Consider the following 17771-nt stretch of genomic DNA (forward strand, 5'->3'; position numbering starts at 1 on the left):
CCCTCTTTTGTCACTCTCGCCAAAGTATAATTAAGTGCGATCGCAAAAACTAAGACAGAGAGTATGGTTGAGCCTCGCACAGCTGCGCCCACAGTAAAATTTGTGGACGAATACTGCCAGTTATATCAAAAACTATTTCCAGAAGTGAGAAGCTTTGAAGCTTTTAAGTACCTACATATGGGATGTGTTTCTGATATAAAACGTAAAACTCTACCGGAAATAGCGAAAATTGTCGGGCTAGATAATCATCAAAAATTACATCATTTTTTAACAGAATCACCGTGGGATGTCAAAGAATTAAGGAGGCAAAGGTTAGAATTAATATTATATATACTTCAAGGTCGCCCAATCATACTAATCATTGATGAGACAGGTGATAAGAAAAAAGGAAATAAGACTGATTATGTGAAACGACAGTACATTGGAAATTTAGGTAAAACAGATAATGGTATTGTGGCAGTCACGGCATATGCAGTTTTATCTGGGATGACGTTTCCTCTAATATTTGAAGTATATAAACCGAGGGAAAGACTACAACCAGGAGAAAAATATTTAACTAAACCTGAAATTGCTGGGGCAATGATAAGAATTTTGCGGGCAATGGGGTTTAGATTCAATCTTGTCCTAGCGGATAGCTTATATGGTGAAAGTGGTAAAAATTTTTTAAGCGTATTAAATGAATTAAATCTTAATTTTATTGTAGCGATTCGCTCAAACCACAGAGCATGGGGAGTTACAGGCTCGAAAGTAAAATATGGAGACTGGCAAAGATTCCGGCGCGTTTTTTCAGATTTAAGTTCAGAAAATAGATATATTAGAGAGATAATATGTGGTAAAAAATCGGAAATCAGGTATTGGCAAATAACAACGGATAAAGAAGAACTTCCAAAAAACACGACTTGGTATGTCATGAGTAAATATCCTGACATTACCCCAAGAGATGTGGGAAATTTTTACGGTTTAAGAACTTGGGTAGAATATGGTTTAAAACAAAGTAAAAATGAATTAGGATGGGCAGATTTTCGCCTAACTCATTATTCACAAATAGAGAAATGGTGGGAAATTGTTTTTAGTGCTTATCTGTTGGTTAGTCTCCATTCCGAACAACTGCTTAGAGACCATTTATAAAGTAAATCTTTAGACGGCTAGACGGCGTAACATAATACGAGTCATAACGGCATATATAGCAGCTTCGCTCATTTCAGTCAGACGTTCGTAATCCTTACTCAAACGATGGTATTGGTTAAACCAGCCGAATGTTCTTTCTACTACCCAACGCTTGGGTAAAACTTCAAACTCTTTATTAGTACGACGTATGACCTCAACATGAGCTTGAATCATCAACCAAACAGCCAGCGCAAACTTATCACCGTCATACCCCGAGTCAACCCATAAAACTTCAACTTTTTCCAATAATTCTGGGCGTTCCTCCACTAGTTCCATTAAGGCATAAGCTGCAAGAACTCTTTCAGGAGCATTGCCTTCACTCACAATCACTTTGAGCAATAGCCCAAGGCTATCAACGATTGTTTGCCGTTTCCTTCCTTTGACTAGCTTGCCACCATCAAAGCCGTAAACATCCCCCTTTTTTCAGCCGTTTTTACCGACTGACTGTCTGCGGCGAGCGCGCTTGGTTGTGTTGATTTACCTAGTTTTGCGCGAACTTGACCGCGCAGTGTATGGTTTAATTTTTCCCAGACCCCCTTACACTGCCATTTACGGTAGTAGCTGTATACCGTTGAACTTGGTGGAAAATCGCCTGGAAGCATATTCCATTGGCATCCAGTTTTCAAATGATAATAGATAGCATTGCATATTTCACGCATATCTGTTGTGCGTGGATGTCCTCCAGTTTTTGCTGGTGGAATCAAGGGAGCCAGGATTTCCCACTCTATATCAGTTAAGTCTGTGGGGTAAGACTTTCGAGCCATGAACAACTATGTAAATACACTGTATATGAGGTATTTTAATCCTTAAGAGCATCCCCTCCTACTCGCCTTTAGATTTACTTTATAAATAGCCTCTTAAATTTCCACCACAATCTGAATCAATATTTTCATCACATCCTTTGTGGAATCAAGGCAATGGCTGGAATAGTATTCTTAATAACCTCCGTTTGATACTTCAGCCATTTACGCTATTTAACTTAATTAAACCTTGGTTTACAGTCTTTACAATCCCTAAGTTATCTGAGGGATTTTTTCAACTTCAAATGATTGTTAATAATCTGACTCGCTCAATTTTTCAAAACTTCAATATCCCTTATTTCTATTTTTCCTCTGCCTAGAGTGACAAAAGAGGGTTAATGACCAAACCCCGGCACGAATTACGAAAGCAGTTGCAAACTGCTTAATACACAAGCGTTTCGGCTTTTCTTAGTGCCATTCGGCTTTAACTGTTTAACTCAGTTGACTCAGTTTTAAAAATAACTGGGGTAATTTATAATGCCTAGATTTTTTGTTTACGGCTAATTTACGCAAACAGTTCTTTTTGTCCAAAGTCCAAAATACTAAAACCTAGCAGTAATGATTTGTAACCCCAGCTTTGAGCCAATATTTTTTTATTTAGTGAGAAGCTTTGGCTGAAAATACTGTCGATATAACTGACAACTAAGTGTGGCTTGGTTATTATTTAACTCGATCAGCCCCATACTGCTTAACTTATAAGCAATAATAGGTTCCAATAGCATTGGTTCGGTGGAATTCATTACAGTAGCAAGAGCGATCGCTAATTCAGTCTGCTCTTGCAAGGTTGCCCAATGACGTTGCAAGTGGTGAACATAAGGCCCAGTGGAAGTAGGAGCACTTTCTAGTAATTGTGGGAGAGTTACCTCCCGACGATTGAGATGGTAGAGTGCTATGTTCACTAATGCGGGATGTCCTCCAACCAGATCCATAAGTTGTCTAGCTTCATCCCCATCAGTCCAGTTAATTCCATATTGCTGGGCTAACTGCTGCACCTGTTCTAAACTGAAGCTAGTTAATTTAATTGGTAAGCCGACATTGAAAGGAGACTGCTGAAGTTGCAGAGGAACATAAATTTCAGTTGAGTGAACTATGATTAGGCGCAGTTTTTGCCAGATAGGTAATCTTTTCGCATCTTCATACCAAGAACGCAGCAGGGGTAAAAAATCCTTAGCGACTTGAGGATACTCAAAAATCTGGTTGACCTCATCTAATGCCAAAACCAAAGGAGAATCTATCTGCTCTAGTAAATAATTTTTGATATACAAACTACAGCTAACTTTGCTACCAATATCATCATCCCAATATTCATCTAGTTTCGGCTCTAACTGAAGCTGACTAGTCACGTTGGCACATAGCCAGCGCAAAAAACGATTCAGGTCGCTCAATATTGCTTGGTCGGTTTGTTCCAGATTTAAGCTAACAGTACGGTAGCCCTGACACTCCGCATAGTCTAGAGTCCTCAGCAGTAGTGACGTTTTCCCCATTTCTCTGGGACCTTTAATCCGCACCAATGTTCCTGGCTTTCTAATTTCTGCATAAACCTGCTCTTCAATAAAATAGCGTTCCAGGTAGATGGGAGAATCAGGCGGAACTGCACCACTGGGGTAGCGAGGTGAACACTCTTGACTAGAGTCTGAGGATAGTCCTTTGAACTGCTGTCTTTGAGTTTTCATTAATGGCGCTGTTTGGGAAGCAGCGTAAGACTCCATCAGCATACGACAGTTTTTTTTAGTCACACGCTGGCCAATCAAATCAGAGAGCCGTTGACACAACTCTGGGGCTACTACATTTGTCAAGTATCCAGCACTATAGCCACCTTCTTCAGCAATTTTGTTATAGGTCTGATATTCCCAGATGCCGCGAAGAATGAGAACTTCTGTGGAATTGAGCGGACGATTTTGGCTCTCCACCAACTTGCGGTTAACTATCTCAATCAGAGAATCAAGGTTCATAGAGGCTCAAAGCTCATTTTGTGCCTATAAATTGACCTGTCCATAATCAAAATACCGTTTTTTGGCATAAAACGGAGTAGAGATTTATATACACAAACAATTTTTCTTAAAGATTGGTTTGAAAGTCTTATGTATTATCAGATAATTATATAACAATACCGTTGCCAATTTACTTTGAAAATCAAGGAATGTTTTTGTTGGATGGCAACAACCATAAATTAGACCTTCAGCAACGCTTAATGCTGCAAAAAGATGTGTTGCTCCTTTTCTAACGTATCTAGCTGCAAAGTGAACTGGTTGTTTGACACCTGCTCCCTTGTTAGGATGTAAACCTTCTCGTGCTTGAATGGAAGTTTTCTCATCCACACACACCACCCAGAATCCAGCTTGGATGAAAAATTGTGCCTGAGCATACAGTTTGAGTATAGGGGTTGCTTTGGCAACAAAATTATCATCAATCCGATAGAGCGGTGTTGGGCTGCCCTGGAGAACTATTGGAATGGCGCGATTTTAGATTCTGTTGAAACCGTAGCATATTGGGCTTCTAATATGACTTGGAAAGGTATTGCACCCATTGTTCATCTGGTTGAAACCACCTATGAAAAAGGAATCAAAGTTCTGTCACAAGATTTAGAACAGTACCAATCCCAATGGCAACGTTCTGAAACATTACCCAAATGGGATATTACTATTGTCCCTGTTTAATGGTATTTTATTTTCTTGCAAGTCCCTTATTACCTTTAGCACCCGATTGCAATTACTTTACCGTATATGCTGTGCTGTTTATTAAATCCTTTACCAGTAAGCCTTTCAAGACTTAACGGGAAAAGTCAGAATTTTTATCACCTCACAAAATCGCGTTGCTCCCGGTTTATTCGACACGCTACCTTTTATTTCAGAACTCTTCAGATATACGGAGTTTTTTCAAAAATCAAATAGGAGTCCTATATATATACAAAATTTTATATTAGCTTTATATGAGATTTCAAACTTATATTAATGAAATTTATATGAGATTTCTAGATTTTATTTTTAATAAAATCTATCTAATATTACAAATAGAAAAAGTAAATTTTACAACTTCTAAAGAGTAAACTGCTGAAAAAAAGTAAAAATTTTAGCAAATCTGCGTAGTATAACTGCACACCGTGTCCCAAATTTTACGTATCTCGGCAGGATTCCTATCCGTTCAATCTGCGTTCGCTGCGCCTGTCGCAAGCGCACCTAGATTCCTACACCTAATGGGCTTTATGAGTAAACACATCATCAAACCTCTTACACCATTTTTCAAAGCATGGGGGCATGGCGGCGGGAGTTGTCTCTTTCATGGGAGGTCATTTTGACGTGAAAGCTATTCTGAGAAAGAATTATACCCTTTTTAATCCTCTATTTTGTCTAAGTCCTACTAAAAATTCCTTCAAGGTTTTCCACAAGGTTTTTTTAACGTATTGACCGCAGTATAAGAGTTTGAAATTTCAAACTATCTTTGAAGTTAAACACTTATGTATGGGTAATTTTGCAAGTTTTACCAAAATTTTTGTAGCCTCTTATTTTGGCAAAGGTATTGATTTAGGAGTGATTGTTTCTGTAGTTAACTACTAACAGTCTTCTAAAAGCACGCAAAATAGTTTTTTAAAAACGCAACCTTCCCTTTTCTTTATCTCTTAATTGCCCTCAGGAACAGCATCGCTAGACCTACCCCAATGCGTAAGTTCTATGTATGTCGAATTTTTCTCTAAAATGGGCTGATGAAGTTTGACTACCTTAATCTGTACAAACTAAACCTAATGAACTAACAGGAGGCAATCATGAATCGAGATGATCAACAAGACACTACAATTTACAATGTTGTCGTAAATCATGAAGAACAGTATTCCATCTGGTCTGCTGATCGGGAAAATCCGCTTGGTTGGAAGAATGCAGGCAAAAGTGGTCTTAAACAGGAATGCCTTGAGTACATCAAGGAAGTCTGGACCGACATGCGACCTCTCAGTTTGCGAAAGAAGATGGCAGAATCTGCTCAAAAAGCCTAGAGAAAAAAAACAGTTCATGGCGCTCTACAAAATTGTATTGCAAAAAATAGGTGGTTAGCAGGATAAATCTCCAACTACGAAATTTAGATATTTCCTTGGCTTCAATAGACATCTCCAGAAATGATGTAGGGGTGAACGGCCGTTCGCCCTTCCCAGGGGTTTTAACGAACGCATAATTAATTTTCGGAGATGTCTATTGAATATGAATTACAAACTTTTATCTGCAAAAAAAAAGTTCTGGTTGCGAACATGGAAAATATTGAAGATATATATGAACTTCTATCTGGACAGCAAAATATCTCTAAGGCTGAGGCGTTCTGGCGGCAAATACTTCACGGCTTTACTGCCCCTACGTCATTGGTAGTAGATAGGTATGCAGGCAAACTGTCTAATCAGAAAGAGAGCTATGATGAGCAACATCTTCAATTATCAGCAACGGTAACAGCCGCACTGCATTCCCTAGCTCTACAGCATTATTTGACTCTGAATATTTTGGTGCAGGGGGCTTGGGCACTGCTGCTCTCGCGCTACAGCGGTGAGTCAAATGTCGTCTTCGGTACTCTTATATCCGGTCGCCCTCCCGCTTTGAAAGGTGTGGAATCTATGGTGGAGTTGTTGATCAACACTCTGCCAGTACGGGTGCAAGTCTGTGAAGAAGCTGATCTGTTGCCTTGGTTGCAGCAATTGCAGGCACAGCAAGTGGAACGGGAACACTACTCATACACGCCGCTGGTGGAGATTCAAGGATGGAGTGAAGTAGCTCAAGGAATGCCACTTTTTGAAAGTATCGTGGTGTTTGAGAATGACCCAGCAGATTCCTATTTGCAACAGCAAAATCCCAGCTTAAAAGTTGGCAGGATTAACACCATTGAACAAACAAATTATCCCCTTACTGTGGCAGCAGTACTAGGTCAAGAATTATCTATAAGTATTAGGTACAATACTATACGCTTCGAGCCAGCCGCAATTAGCCGGATGCTGGGACATTTCCAGACTTTGCTAGAAGCAATTGTGGTCAATCCAAGGCGGCATCTTCAAGAATTGCCCTTGCTAACCGAAGTTGAGCGACACAAGTTGCTAGTAGAGTGGAACAATACTCAAATAGAGTATCCCCAAGACAAATGCATCCATCAGTTGTTTGAAGCTCAGGTAGAACAAACACCGGATGCAGTGGCGGTGATGTTTGAAGACCAGCAACTAACCTACCAAGAGTTAAATTGCCGCGCTAATCAGCTAGCGCACCACTTGCAAGCTTTGGGGATTGGACCTGGGGTTCTTGTGGGCATTTGCGTGGAGCGTTCTATCGAGATGATAGTGGGACTGTTGGGGATTCTCAAGGCAGGTGGAGCTTATGTACCGTTAGACCCCACCTATCCCGAAGTGCGCTTAACCTACATGCTGTCAGATTTACAGGTGTCAGTGCTGTTGACTCAGCAGACGTTGATCCCCCGATTGCCAAAACACTCCGAACGTGTAGTCTGCTTAGATACAGACTGGGGGGTTATTTCTCAGGAGAAGACGGCGAATCCTGTCAATGGTTTACAAGGCAGTCACTTGGCTTATGTGATTTACACCTCAGGATCTACAGGAATACCCAAAGGGGTAATGATCCAACATCAGTCTTTAGTGAATTTCACGGAGATGGCACGGGTTGAATATGAAATCGACAGGCGTGATCGCATACTACAGTTTGCTTCTATTAGTTTCGATGCAGCGGCTGAGGAAATCTATCCCTGCCTGACATCCGGTGGAATGCTCGTCCTCCGTACTGACGAAATATTGAGATCTGTGCCTGAATTTCTGCAAAAGAGCAGAGATTTACAACTAACAGTGTTGGATTTGCCAACAGCATACTGGCATCAAATTGTCTCTGAATTAGCCAGCGCCAACTTGGTGCTGCCAGAATCATTACGGCTGGTAATTATTGGCGGAGAGAAGGCACTTCCGGAACAAGTCAGAATCTGGCATACGTGCGTGGGTTCTCTGCCAAGGCTAGTAAACACTTATGGTCCTACTGAAGCAACTGTAGTAACAACACTTTGCACATTGTCACGTTCAGTGTTAGCTAATAGACAGGAGGTATCAATTGGAGTTCCCGTTCTTAATGTCCAAGTATACATACTAGATCAATACCTCCAACCCGTTCCCATTGGTGTTCTTGGAGAACTATACATTGGTGGTGCTGGTTTAGCCCTAGGCTACCTTAACCGTCCAGACTTAACCTCGGAAAAATTCATCCCCAACCCCTTTAGCCAGGAAGAAGGGGCACGCCTGTACAAAACCAACGACTTAGCCCGCTATCTCAACGATGGTAATATCGAGTTTCTCGGTCGCCTTGATGAACAGGTGAAAATTCGCGGCTTCCGTATTGAACCCGGAGAAATTGAGGCAGTACTCATCACACATCCAAAGGTACAAGGGACTAAAGTCATCGCTCGCGAAGACCAACCAGGTGACAAGCGCCTAGTGGCCTATGTTGTTCCTTATCAGGGACAGTCACTTATTCTGAGTGAACTGCGCCGCTTTTTGAAGCAGAACTTGCCAGAGTATATGATACCTTCAGCCTTCGTGATGTTGCAAGCTCTACCCATGACGCCCAACGGCAAAGTAGACAGCCGCGCCCTGCCGACACCGGATCTATCTCAGAGAAGTCTAGAAGTTGGCTACCTCCCACCCCACACTCCCACTGAAGAGGTTCTCGTAGCCATCTGGAACAAAGTCTTAGGGGTTGAAGTTGGCATCCACGACAACTTCTTTGAACTAGGTGGTCATTCCCTAAAAGCTACCCAAGTTATGTCCCGTGTCAAAGAAACTTTTCGGCTAACGTTACCCGTGCGCTGCCTTTTTGAGGAACCGACGATAGTTAAACTTTCTAAGGCAATTGAAAAGGCCAAGCATAGTGGTGCTGAACTTCAAGAACCCGTAATAAAGCCAGTCTCTCGCAAGAGACACTCCGTAAAGGCTTCTCCACAAGGAGTGCTAGAAACTCCGAAAACTCTTAAAAAATAATTTTGAAATTGAAAAGAAACAATTAGGAGATGAAACCATGACAGAAGAATTATTCGTCTTTCCTGCATCTTTTGCTCAGCAGCGGCTGTGGTTCCTAGATCGTATGACCCCTAGCAGTGCCATATATAACATCCCAGAGGCGATCAGAATGAGGGGTGTTCTGAACGTGAAGATTTTGCAGCAGGCTATCGAGGCTATTGTTGCTCGGCACGAGCCACTGCGCACTACCTTTGAACTCGTCAATGGCAGCCCTGTTCAGATTATTTCTGAAAAGGGGTCGATATTTATGCCGATAATCGATCTGAGCGAACTGGTTGAAACAGACAGGGAAAGTGAAATCCACGAGATAGCTGCACAGGATGCTTGCCAGCCTTTCGACCTGACAAAAGGTCCACTCTTGCGTACGACCTTGCTCCGATTGACTGAGAAGGAACACGTACTCCTTGTGACGATGCACCATATTATCTCTGACGCTTGGTCTGTGGGTGTATTTATCCAGGATCTTTCGGCGTTCTATGAAGCCTTTTGTGCTTTTAAGCCTTCGCCACTTCCCAATCTACCTTTCCAATATGCAGATTTTACCTGCTGGCAGCAGGAGTGGCTGCAAGGGAAAGTCTTGGAGAGCCAACTTTTTTATTGGAAACAGCAACTTGCTCATTTACCTGTGTTGCATCTGCCCACCGACCGTAAGCGACCAATAGTGCAAACTTTCCGGGGTGCAACCCAGTCATTCGTGTTGCCAACTGATTTGTCCGCTTCCCTCAACACGCTAAGTCGTCAAGAAGGAACCACTTTGTTTATGACTTTGTTGGCAGCATTTCAAACCTTTTTACATCGCTACACAAGGCAGGATGATATAGTGACAGGATCTGTCATTGCTAACCGTAATCGAGTCGAGACGGAAGATTTGATCGGTTTTTTTGTCAACACTTTGGTGTTACGCACCGACTTTTCCGGAAATCCCAGCTTTTGCGAGATATTGGCTCGAGTGCGACATGTGGCTCTGGAAGCTTATGCACACCAAGATTTACCTTTTGAGAAGCTGGTGAAAGAACTACAGCCGGAGAGGCATTTGAGCCATACCCCACTGTTTCAAGTGATGTTTGTACTCCAAAATGCTCCAATGGAGGAACTCAAGCTGCCAGGTGTGAGCTTGAGTCCCATAGCAGTTTCCACCAATACAGCGAAGTTTGATTTGACTCTTGAGATGGAAGAGACAAAAACAGGATTAAAAGGAGTGTTTGAGTACAATACTGATTTGTTTGATGCTGTTACAATTACCCAGATGGTAGGGCATTTTCAGACTTTGCTGGCTGGAATTATAGCTGATCCAGATCAGCACCTTTCAAAATTGCCCTTGCTGACAGCAACTGAGCAACACCAGCTGCTAATGAAGTGGAATAACACCCAAGCAAAGTATCCCCAAAACGAGTGTATCCATCAGCTGTTTGAGGCTCAGGTAGAACGAACTCCAGATGCAATTGCATTGGTATTTGAAGATGAGCAACTCACTTATCAGGAGCTAAACCAACGAGCGAATCAACTGGCGCACCACCTACAGTATCTGGGTGTAGGTGCAGAGATGTTGGTGGGTCTTTGTGTAGAGCGATCGCTAGAAATGGTGCTAGGGATTCTGGGAATCCTGAAAGCTGGTGGGGCTTATATAGCACTAGACCCAGCGTATCCGCAGGAGCGATTAACCTTTATCTTGGGAGATACCCAGACACCAATATTATTGACCCAACAACGGCTGCTTGAGGGTCTTCCTCATCAGGTAGCACACTTAGTGTGCTTGGACACTGACTGGGAGGCTATCGCCCAAGAGAGTGATGAAAATCCTGCCAGTGGAACCAATGTGGAAAATTTAGCTTATGTAATATATACATCTGGTTCTACAGGAAAACCGAAAGGTGTGACAATCAATCATAGCAATGTGGTTCGACTCTTGGCAGCGACTCACTGTTGGTACAATTTTAACGAGCGTGATGTATGGACGCTTTTCCATTCCTATGCGTTTGACTTTTCGGTCTGGGAAATTTGGGGATCTCTCCTCTACGGCGGACAGCTTGTGGTGGTTCCTTTCTGGGTAACGCGATCGCCAGACGCATTGTACGAATTATTACACTCTCAAAAAGTGACGGTTCTTAACCAGACGCCCTCTGCCTTTCGGCAGTTGATGCATGCAGAGGAACAAGCTGAGACTCAGGCATTGGAACTAGCGCTTCGTCTAGTTATTTTTGGTGGTGAAGCTCTGGAGTTGAAGAATTTGAGTCCATGGTTTGAACACCACGGAAGCGAATATCCACAGTTAGTAAACATGTATGGCATCACCGAAACGACTGTACACGCTACCTACCATCCACTGACAGAAAATAATGATGTAGAGGCGGCTCTTCGAGGTAGTCCGATTGGTCATCCTATCTCAGATCTACAAATTTATTTGCTGGATGGACACCTGAATCCTGTACCCATAGGAGTTACTGGTGAAATGTATGTTGGCGGACCAGGTCTAGCACGCGGTTATCTCAATCGACCCGATCTCAGTTCTGAGAGGTTTATCCCTAACCCATTTAGTCGTCAACCTGGAGAGCGAATGTACAAAACTGGAGACTTAGCCCGCTATCTACCCAATGGTAATATTGAGTTTTTGGGTCGCATCGACGAGCAAGTAAAGATCCGTGGTTTTCGCATCGAACTAGGAGAGATCGAGGCGGTACTCGCTCAACACCCGGCTGTGCGGGAAACAGTGGTCATCACCCGCGAAGACCAACCAGGTGACAAGCGCCTAGTGTCCTATGTCGTTCCTCATCAGAGACAGTTACTTAACGTCAGTGAACTACGTCACTTCCTCAAGCAGAAGCTGCCTGACTACATGATGCCTTCTACTTTTGTACTATTAGAGGCGCTACCCTTGACACCCAATGGCAAGGTGGCTCGTCTAGCACTACCAGTACCAGATCAGGCTCGACCAGAGTTCAAGGAAGCCTACGTCGCACCCCGTAATTCAGTAGAGGAAGTGTTAGTCGTTATCTGGGCTGAAGTTTTGGGCATTGAGAAAGTAGGGATTCACGACAATTTTTTTGCTCTAGGAGGGGATTCTATCCGTACCATCCAGGTAGTAGCCCGAGCTAAAGAAAGGGGATTAAATTTTTCACTCCAGCAGCTTTTCCAACATCAGACAATATGTGAGTTAGGTCAAGAACTCAAAATGAGTGAGGTCATATCTGTCTTTACCCCTCAAGCTGCGCCATTCAGTCTGATTTCTGAACAAGACTGCCAAAAACTTCCTTCCTGTGTAGAAGATGCTTATCCTATGACTATCCTACAGCAGGGGATGATTTACCACATGGAATTAACATCTGGCCTCCCACTATACCACAATGTAGATAGTTTTATTTTGCAAGCCCGTTTCAACTTAAAAGCTTTTCAAGAAGCCGTGCAGCGGGTTGTGCACCGTCATGCCATACTTCGTACTTCGTTTGATCTAACTACATACACTGAGCCACTGCAACTCGTTCATAAGACGGCTATCCTTCCAATCCAAGTAGAAGACCTGCGTCATTTAGCGGAGCATGAACAAGAGGAAGTCGTAGCTCGCTATGTGAAAAGAGAAACAAAACATCGCTTCAACTTGTCTCAACCACCTTTGCTACGTTTTTGTATTCACCGTCGCACTGACGAGAGATTTCATTTGACGCTAACCGAGTGTCATGCCATCCTCGACGGATGGAGCTTGACCTCCACACTCGCTGAGATTTTTAAGTCCTATTCTGTCCTTCTAAACAATAAAACTCTTCCCATTGAGCCACCCCCTACTGTTTCATTCAGGGATTTCGTACTCCAAGAACGTATAGCGCTGAAATCCGAGGCATGTCAGCGTTACTGGACGCAAAAATTGAGTGAGTGCACCCTACTGAGCTTGCCCCATTTCCCTGATTCTTCAACAACACATAGTTGCCCGCATATTAGCGATTGGAACGTTTCTATCTCTACCGAAGTATTTGAAAAGTTGAAACAGGTAGCGCAAGTGGCAGCAGTTCCATTAAAAAGTGTTCTTCTGGCAGGACACTTGAAAGTTATGAGTTTGATCAGCGCAAAGACGGATATTTTGACAGGATTAGTCTCAAATGGTCGCTCAGAAGAGGTTGATGGGGAGCAGGTTCGCGGGCTTTTTCTCAATACAGTGCCTTTTCGTCTAAAACTCACAGGGGGTACGTGGATGGACTTGGTGCAAGAAACTTTCAAGACTGAACTGGAGTTGTTACCTTTCCGACGTTATCCCATGGCCGCTTTACAGAAAAATTGGGGAGATTCGCCTTTACTCAACACATCATTCAACTTTATAAATTTTCATAGCCTCGATACCTTTTATGAACTAGATAACGTAGAGTTATTAGGGTTAGCACAAAGCTACAACCCTAGCAATTTCAAACTAGCAGTTTCATTTAGTTTGACTCAAGAAGTATTGTGGCCTCAAGACAACCTTCCTTTAAGAGTGTTACTTAATTTTAATGCAAACGAACTATCTCAAGAACAGATAAAAGCTATTGGTGATTACTATACTAAAACCTTAAATAAAATAGCTACAAACCCCTTTGCTCGTCATGACTCTCAATGTTTACTTTCTAGCAATGAACAACACAAACTTCTAGTCAAATGGAATAATACTCAAACAAATTATCCGAGAAATATATATATCCATCAACTGTTTGAAGCCCAAGTCGAACAGACTCCAAATGCAGTGGCAGTGATCTTTGAAGACAAGCATCTGACCTACCTGGAGTTGAACCACCGTGCCAATCAACTGGCACACTATTTACAAGCCCTAGGAGTAGGACCAGAGGTATTAGTAGGCATCTGCATTGAGCGCTCCTTGGACATGATGGTGGGACTGTTGGGGATTCTCAAGGCAGGTGGGGTTTATGTACCTTTAGACCCAGCCTATCCAGAAGAACGCTTGACCTACATATTAAATGATTCTTACGTATCGGTGCTATTAACTCAACAGAAGTTACTGGCTCGATTGCCTAAGTCTGGAGTGCAGGTAATTTCCTTGGATACAGACTGGGGGAACATCTCGCAAGAAAGTCAAGCGAATACCAACAGTAAGATTCAGCCGGAAAATTTAGCTTATGTGATTTACACTTCCGGGTCTACAGGTCAACCTAAAGGAGTCGCTATTCAACAAAAGTCAATTTTAAACTATTCCAATAGTATTCTTGAAAATCTCAATATTGGATCTAGTCGCAACTTTGCTTTGGTTTCTACAATCAGCGCAGATTTAGGGCACACCATCATCTTTCCCGCTTTATGTACAGGAGGGTCTCTTCATGTACTCTCACAAGAACAAGCTTCTAACCCTGATGCTTTTGCTGATTATTTGAATCGTCATTCGATTGACTGTCTAAAAATTGTTCCCTCCCATCTTGCTGCGTTGCAAACCTCGTCAACCCTAAAATTAGTCCTGCCTCGACAATTACTCATTCTTGGTGGCGAAGCATCTCATACAGATTGGGTAGAAAGTATTCAAGCGCTGGCTCCTGAATGTACTATCCTCAATCATTATGGTCCTACAGAAACCACCGTTGGGGCGCTTACTTATTTGGTGGAGAAACACTCACTTGCTCCCCAATATTCAACGCTGCCCCTAGGTCGTCCGATTGCCAATACACAAATTTACATTCTCGACCATTCTCTCCAGCCAGTACCTATTGGTGTTGTTGGTGAACTGCATATTGGCGGTACTGGTCTTGCTCGTGGCTACCTCAACCGCCCGGATTTGACCGCCCTTAAATTCATTCCCAACCCCTTCAGCAAGCAAGAAGGAGCACGTTTGTACAAAACTGGAGACCTAGCCCGCTACCTACCGGACGGCAACATAGAGTTTCTCGGTCGTCTCGATGACCAAGTAAAGATTCGCGGCTTCCGCATCGAACTCGGAGAAATTGAAGCGATACTTGCCTCACACCCAGCAGTACGGAAAACCATAGTCATTGCTCGCGAAGACCAACTAGGCGACAAGCGTTTAGTCGCTTATATTGTCCCGAACCAAGACCAACCCAGCATCGGTGAATTGCGGAAATTCCTTAAACAGAAACTGCCTGAATACATGATACCAAATGCCTTGGTGATACTAGATGCCTTGCCTCTAACCCCCAATGGCAAAATAAACCGTCACGCCCTTCCGGCATCAAATACTGAACTCAGTTTAGAAGCAGGTTTTATTACACCCCGCGACACTCTAGAACTGCAGTTGGCGCAAATATGGTCAGATGTTCTAGGCATCCACCCCATCGGAGTTCAGGACAACTTCTTTGACCTCGGCGGTCATTCTCTTTTGGCAGTTCGTCTCATGGCTCAGATTCAGCAGTATTTTGGAAAAAGTCTACCCTTAGCGACCCTCTTCCAAGGTACAACTATTGAAAAGCTAGCAAGTCTTCTTCACTCTTCTACAGATTTTCAACTTGACTTCCCCTTAGTAACAATTCAGTCAAGTGGTTCTAAATCACCGTTCTTTTGCATTCACCCAATTGGTGGCAATGTCCTCTGCTATGCAGACTTAGCTCGTTGTTTGACATCCGAACAACCAGTTTACGGCTTGCAATCACTTGGTCTAAATGGGAAACAGGAACCCTTAACCCGCATTGAGGATATGGCCGCCCACTATATTGAAGCGCTGCTGACTATTCAGCCCCAAGGTCCCTACCAACTCGGAGGCTGGTCTCTGGGCGGCGTCGTCGCTTTTGAGATGGCCCAGCAGTTGCATTCTTCTGGGCAAGAAGTAGCGCTGCTGGCCTTGATAGACAGCTATGCGCCCATGGCTATTGACATGCCTGAACAGATGAGTGAGGCAATGCTGGTTACCTCTCTTACCAAGGACTTGAGTGGCCTGTTTGGTAAAGAACTGCCAGTCTCAAATCAACCGCAGCAACTCCAAACAGAGAAGCAATTGATCCACATTCTAGAACAAGCAAAAATGCTAAATATTTTGCCGCCATTCGTCGGTATCCAGCAGATGCGCCAGATGTTGCAGGTTTTCAAAGCCAATAGCCACGCTCTATCTCGCTATAGACCCCAACCCTATTCAGGTCGAATTATTCTCTTCTGTGCCAATAAGAAAGTTGAGGAAGACACCCAAAACAAAAGCCTTGGTTGGGGCGAACTAGCTGCTGGTGGCATAGAAGTACACCAGATAGGGGGCGACCATTACGCTATTATCCGGGAACCTTATGTCCAAGTACTAGCTGAACGGCTAGAAATTTACCTCAATCAGACAGGGAAGAAATAAGATGGTAAAACACCCTATAGCAATTGGAATGGGGGTTTTCACCTGGATCTGGGTTGGACAATTGGTTTCCCTAAGTGGCTCCAGCCTCACCAACTTCGCACTGAGCATTTGGGTATACCAGCGCACTGGTTCAGTCACCCAGTTTGCCCTGATGACTTTGTCCGCAACCCTACCAGCCATCGTTTTTTCCCCTATAGCTGGCGCTCTGGTAGATCGATGGAACCGCAAATGGGCTATGATTGTCGGTGACGCCGGGGCTGGTATTATCATAGGAGCAATCACCCTCCTACTGACCACCGATCGCCTTGAAATCTGGCAACTCTACCTAGCTACCGTTGTCGGCTCAACCTTCAGCACCTTTCAGTGGCTAGCCTATAGCACTGCCATTACTCTATTAGTTCCCAAACAGCATCTGGGTCGCGCCTGCGGCATGATTCAGCTAGCAGAAGCCGTCGCCCAGCTCATCTCACCTGTCTTGGGAGGTGTACTGCTCTCAATTATCCAGCTTCAGGGCATTACCCTAGTTGATTTTACGACCTTCCTGTTCTCCCTAGTCACCCTGCTAAGCGTTCGCGTGCCTGATACCAAGACCACTGCTGCGGGGCAAGCAGGAGCAGGGAGTCTGCTTCGTGAGGCAGCCGTAGGTTGGAACTACATTACTGCCCGACTAGGACTTTTAGGATTGTTGCTTTTCTTTGCTATCAGCAACTTCTTGATGGGAATTTTTGCCTTGTTATTTACGCCACTGGTGCTGTCCTTCGCCTCTACTGCTTTTGTCGGCATCATCCTGTCCCTCGGCGGTATCAGCACGCTGATGGGCACCCTAGTAATGAGTACTTGGGGAAGATCACAGCGACTCATCCACACTATACTCAGCTTTGAGATGCTAAGCGGACTATGCATCTTGGTTGCTGGGTTGCGCACTTCTGTCCCACTCTTGAGCGTCGCCACTTTCCTCTTTTTCTTCGGCTTACCAATAATCAGTGGCTCCAACCAAATCATCTGGCAAAGAAAAGTCGCGCCCGACGTACAGGGAAGGGTCTTCGCTGTGAGACGAATGATTACCTTATCATCCCGACCCATAGCTTGTCTCGTGGCCGGACCGCTAGCAGATCAAGTCTTCGATCCCTTGATGGCTCCCAACGGACCTTTAGCCGGAAGCATCGGGCAAATCATCGGCGTCGGATCTGGTCGTGGTATTGGCCTACTGTTCATCATCATCGGAGCGCTCACCATGCTGGCTACTATTGCTGCCTACCACTATTCTCCTTTAAGACTAGTGGAAAATGAACTGCCAGATCCTATTGCTGATGATTTGACAAAATGACATGCTCTCATTTAGAGCCGGAGCACAAAAATTTCCCATTTCTATCTAACTGTACGTTCGCTCCTGATTGAAGGGCGAGAGGAAGTGCGATTCGTTGTGAGTGGCGTGACCTGAAAAGGGTCGTTTAGTACAGGAACTGTGCGTTCGCTTATTTTGAGATCCGGAGGGGAATTAAAGCCTTAATGTAAAAGCAAA

At 43.8% G+C, this 17771-nt stretch carries 8 protein-coding genes and 2 pseudogenes; 7 read left to right on the top strand and 3 right to left on the bottom strand.

The genetic code is table 11. The features are described 5' to 3' along the window. Positions 1 to 63: 63 nt before the first annotated feature. Positions 64 to 1110: pseudogene (locus V7K45_RS12455) on the top strand (IS701 family transposase); the annotation flags it as partial. Between the two features lie 27 nt (positions 1111 to 1137). Here the strand turns inward: V7K45_RS12455 and V7K45_RS12460 are convergent. Next, positions 1138 to 1931, bottom strand: a protein-coding gene (locus V7K45_RS12460; protein WP_335003778.1) for an IS5 family transposase whose coding sequence is annotated in 2 segments (ribosomal slippage) — positions 1138 to 1592 and positions 1592 to 1931 — 795 coding nt in all. Because the reading frame shifts where the segments join, the coding sequence is not laid out codon by codon here. A 98-nt stretch (positions 1932 to 2029) separates the two neighbouring features. On the opposite strand from V7K45_RS12460, the pseudogene V7K45_RS12465 reads away from it, so the two are divergent. Continuing rightward, a pseudogene (locus V7K45_RS12465) lies at positions 2030 to 2287 on the top strand (IS701 family transposase); the annotation flags it as partial. A gap of 273 nt (positions 2288 to 2560) precedes the next feature. Here the strand turns inward: V7K45_RS12465 and V7K45_RS12470 are convergent. Both V7K45_RS12470 and V7K45_RS12475 read right to left on the bottom strand, forming a co-directional pair. Next, positions 2561 to 3919, bottom strand: a complete 1359-nt coding sequence (locus V7K45_RS12470) for an AAA-like domain-containing protein (RefSeq protein ID WP_334893825.1) — start codon at positions 3917 to 3919, stop codon at positions 2561 to 2563. Positions 3920 to 4003: 84 nt separating this feature from the next. Next, positions 4004 to 4285 carry a hypothetical protein gene (locus tag V7K45_RS12475; RefSeq protein ID WP_335003781.1) on the bottom strand — a complete coding sequence of 94 codons (282 nt, stop codon included), beginning with the start codon at positions 4283 to 4285 and terminating at the stop codon, positions 4004 to 4006. 21 nt (positions 4286 to 4306) lie between these two features. Here V7K45_RS12475 and V7K45_RS12480 point away from each other — a divergent pair, with 21 nt between their 5' ends. The 5 genes from V7K45_RS12480 to V7K45_RS12500 all read left to right on the top strand — a co-directional run bounded on the left by V7K45_RS12480 (position 4307) and on the right by V7K45_RS12500 (position 17576). Next, positions 4307 to 4624, top strand: coding sequence for an ISAzo13-like element transposase-related protein (locus V7K45_RS12480; protein WP_335003783.1), 318 nt, complete (start codon positions 4307 to 4309; stop codon positions 4622 to 4624). A gap of 1103 nt (positions 4625 to 5727) precedes the next feature. Next, the gene (locus V7K45_RS12485) at positions 5728 to 5952 is read left to right on the top strand and encodes an MbtH family protein (RefSeq protein ID WP_335003785.1); all 225 of its coding nucleotides are present in this window, start codon (positions 5728 to 5730) and stop codon (positions 5950 to 5952) included. 189 nt (positions 5953 to 6141) lie between these two features. Then, positions 6142 to 8961: a non-ribosomal peptide synthetase gene (locus V7K45_RS12490; protein ID WP_335003787.1), complete on the top strand. Its 2820-nt coding sequence runs from the start codon at positions 6142 to 6144 to the stop codon at positions 8959 to 8961. Between the two features lie 37 nt (positions 8962 to 8998). After that, on the top strand, positions 8999 to 16249 hold the full coding sequence (locus tag V7K45_RS12495) for an amino acid adenylation domain-containing protein (RefSeq protein ID WP_335003790.1): 7251 nt from the start codon (positions 8999 to 9001) through the stop codon (positions 16247 to 16249). Between the two features lies 1 nt (position 16250). Then, positions 16251 to 17576, top strand: a complete 1326-nt coding sequence (locus V7K45_RS12500) for an MFS transporter (protein ID WP_335003792.1) — start codon at positions 16251 to 16253, stop codon at positions 17574 to 17576. The last annotated feature ends 195 nt before the right edge of the window (positions 17577 to 17771 follow it).

It is taken from the genome of Nostoc sp., from assembly GCF_036917375.1.
Classification (GTDB): domain Bacteria; phylum Cyanobacteriota; class Cyanobacteriia; order Cyanobacteriales; family Nostocaceae; genus Nostoc.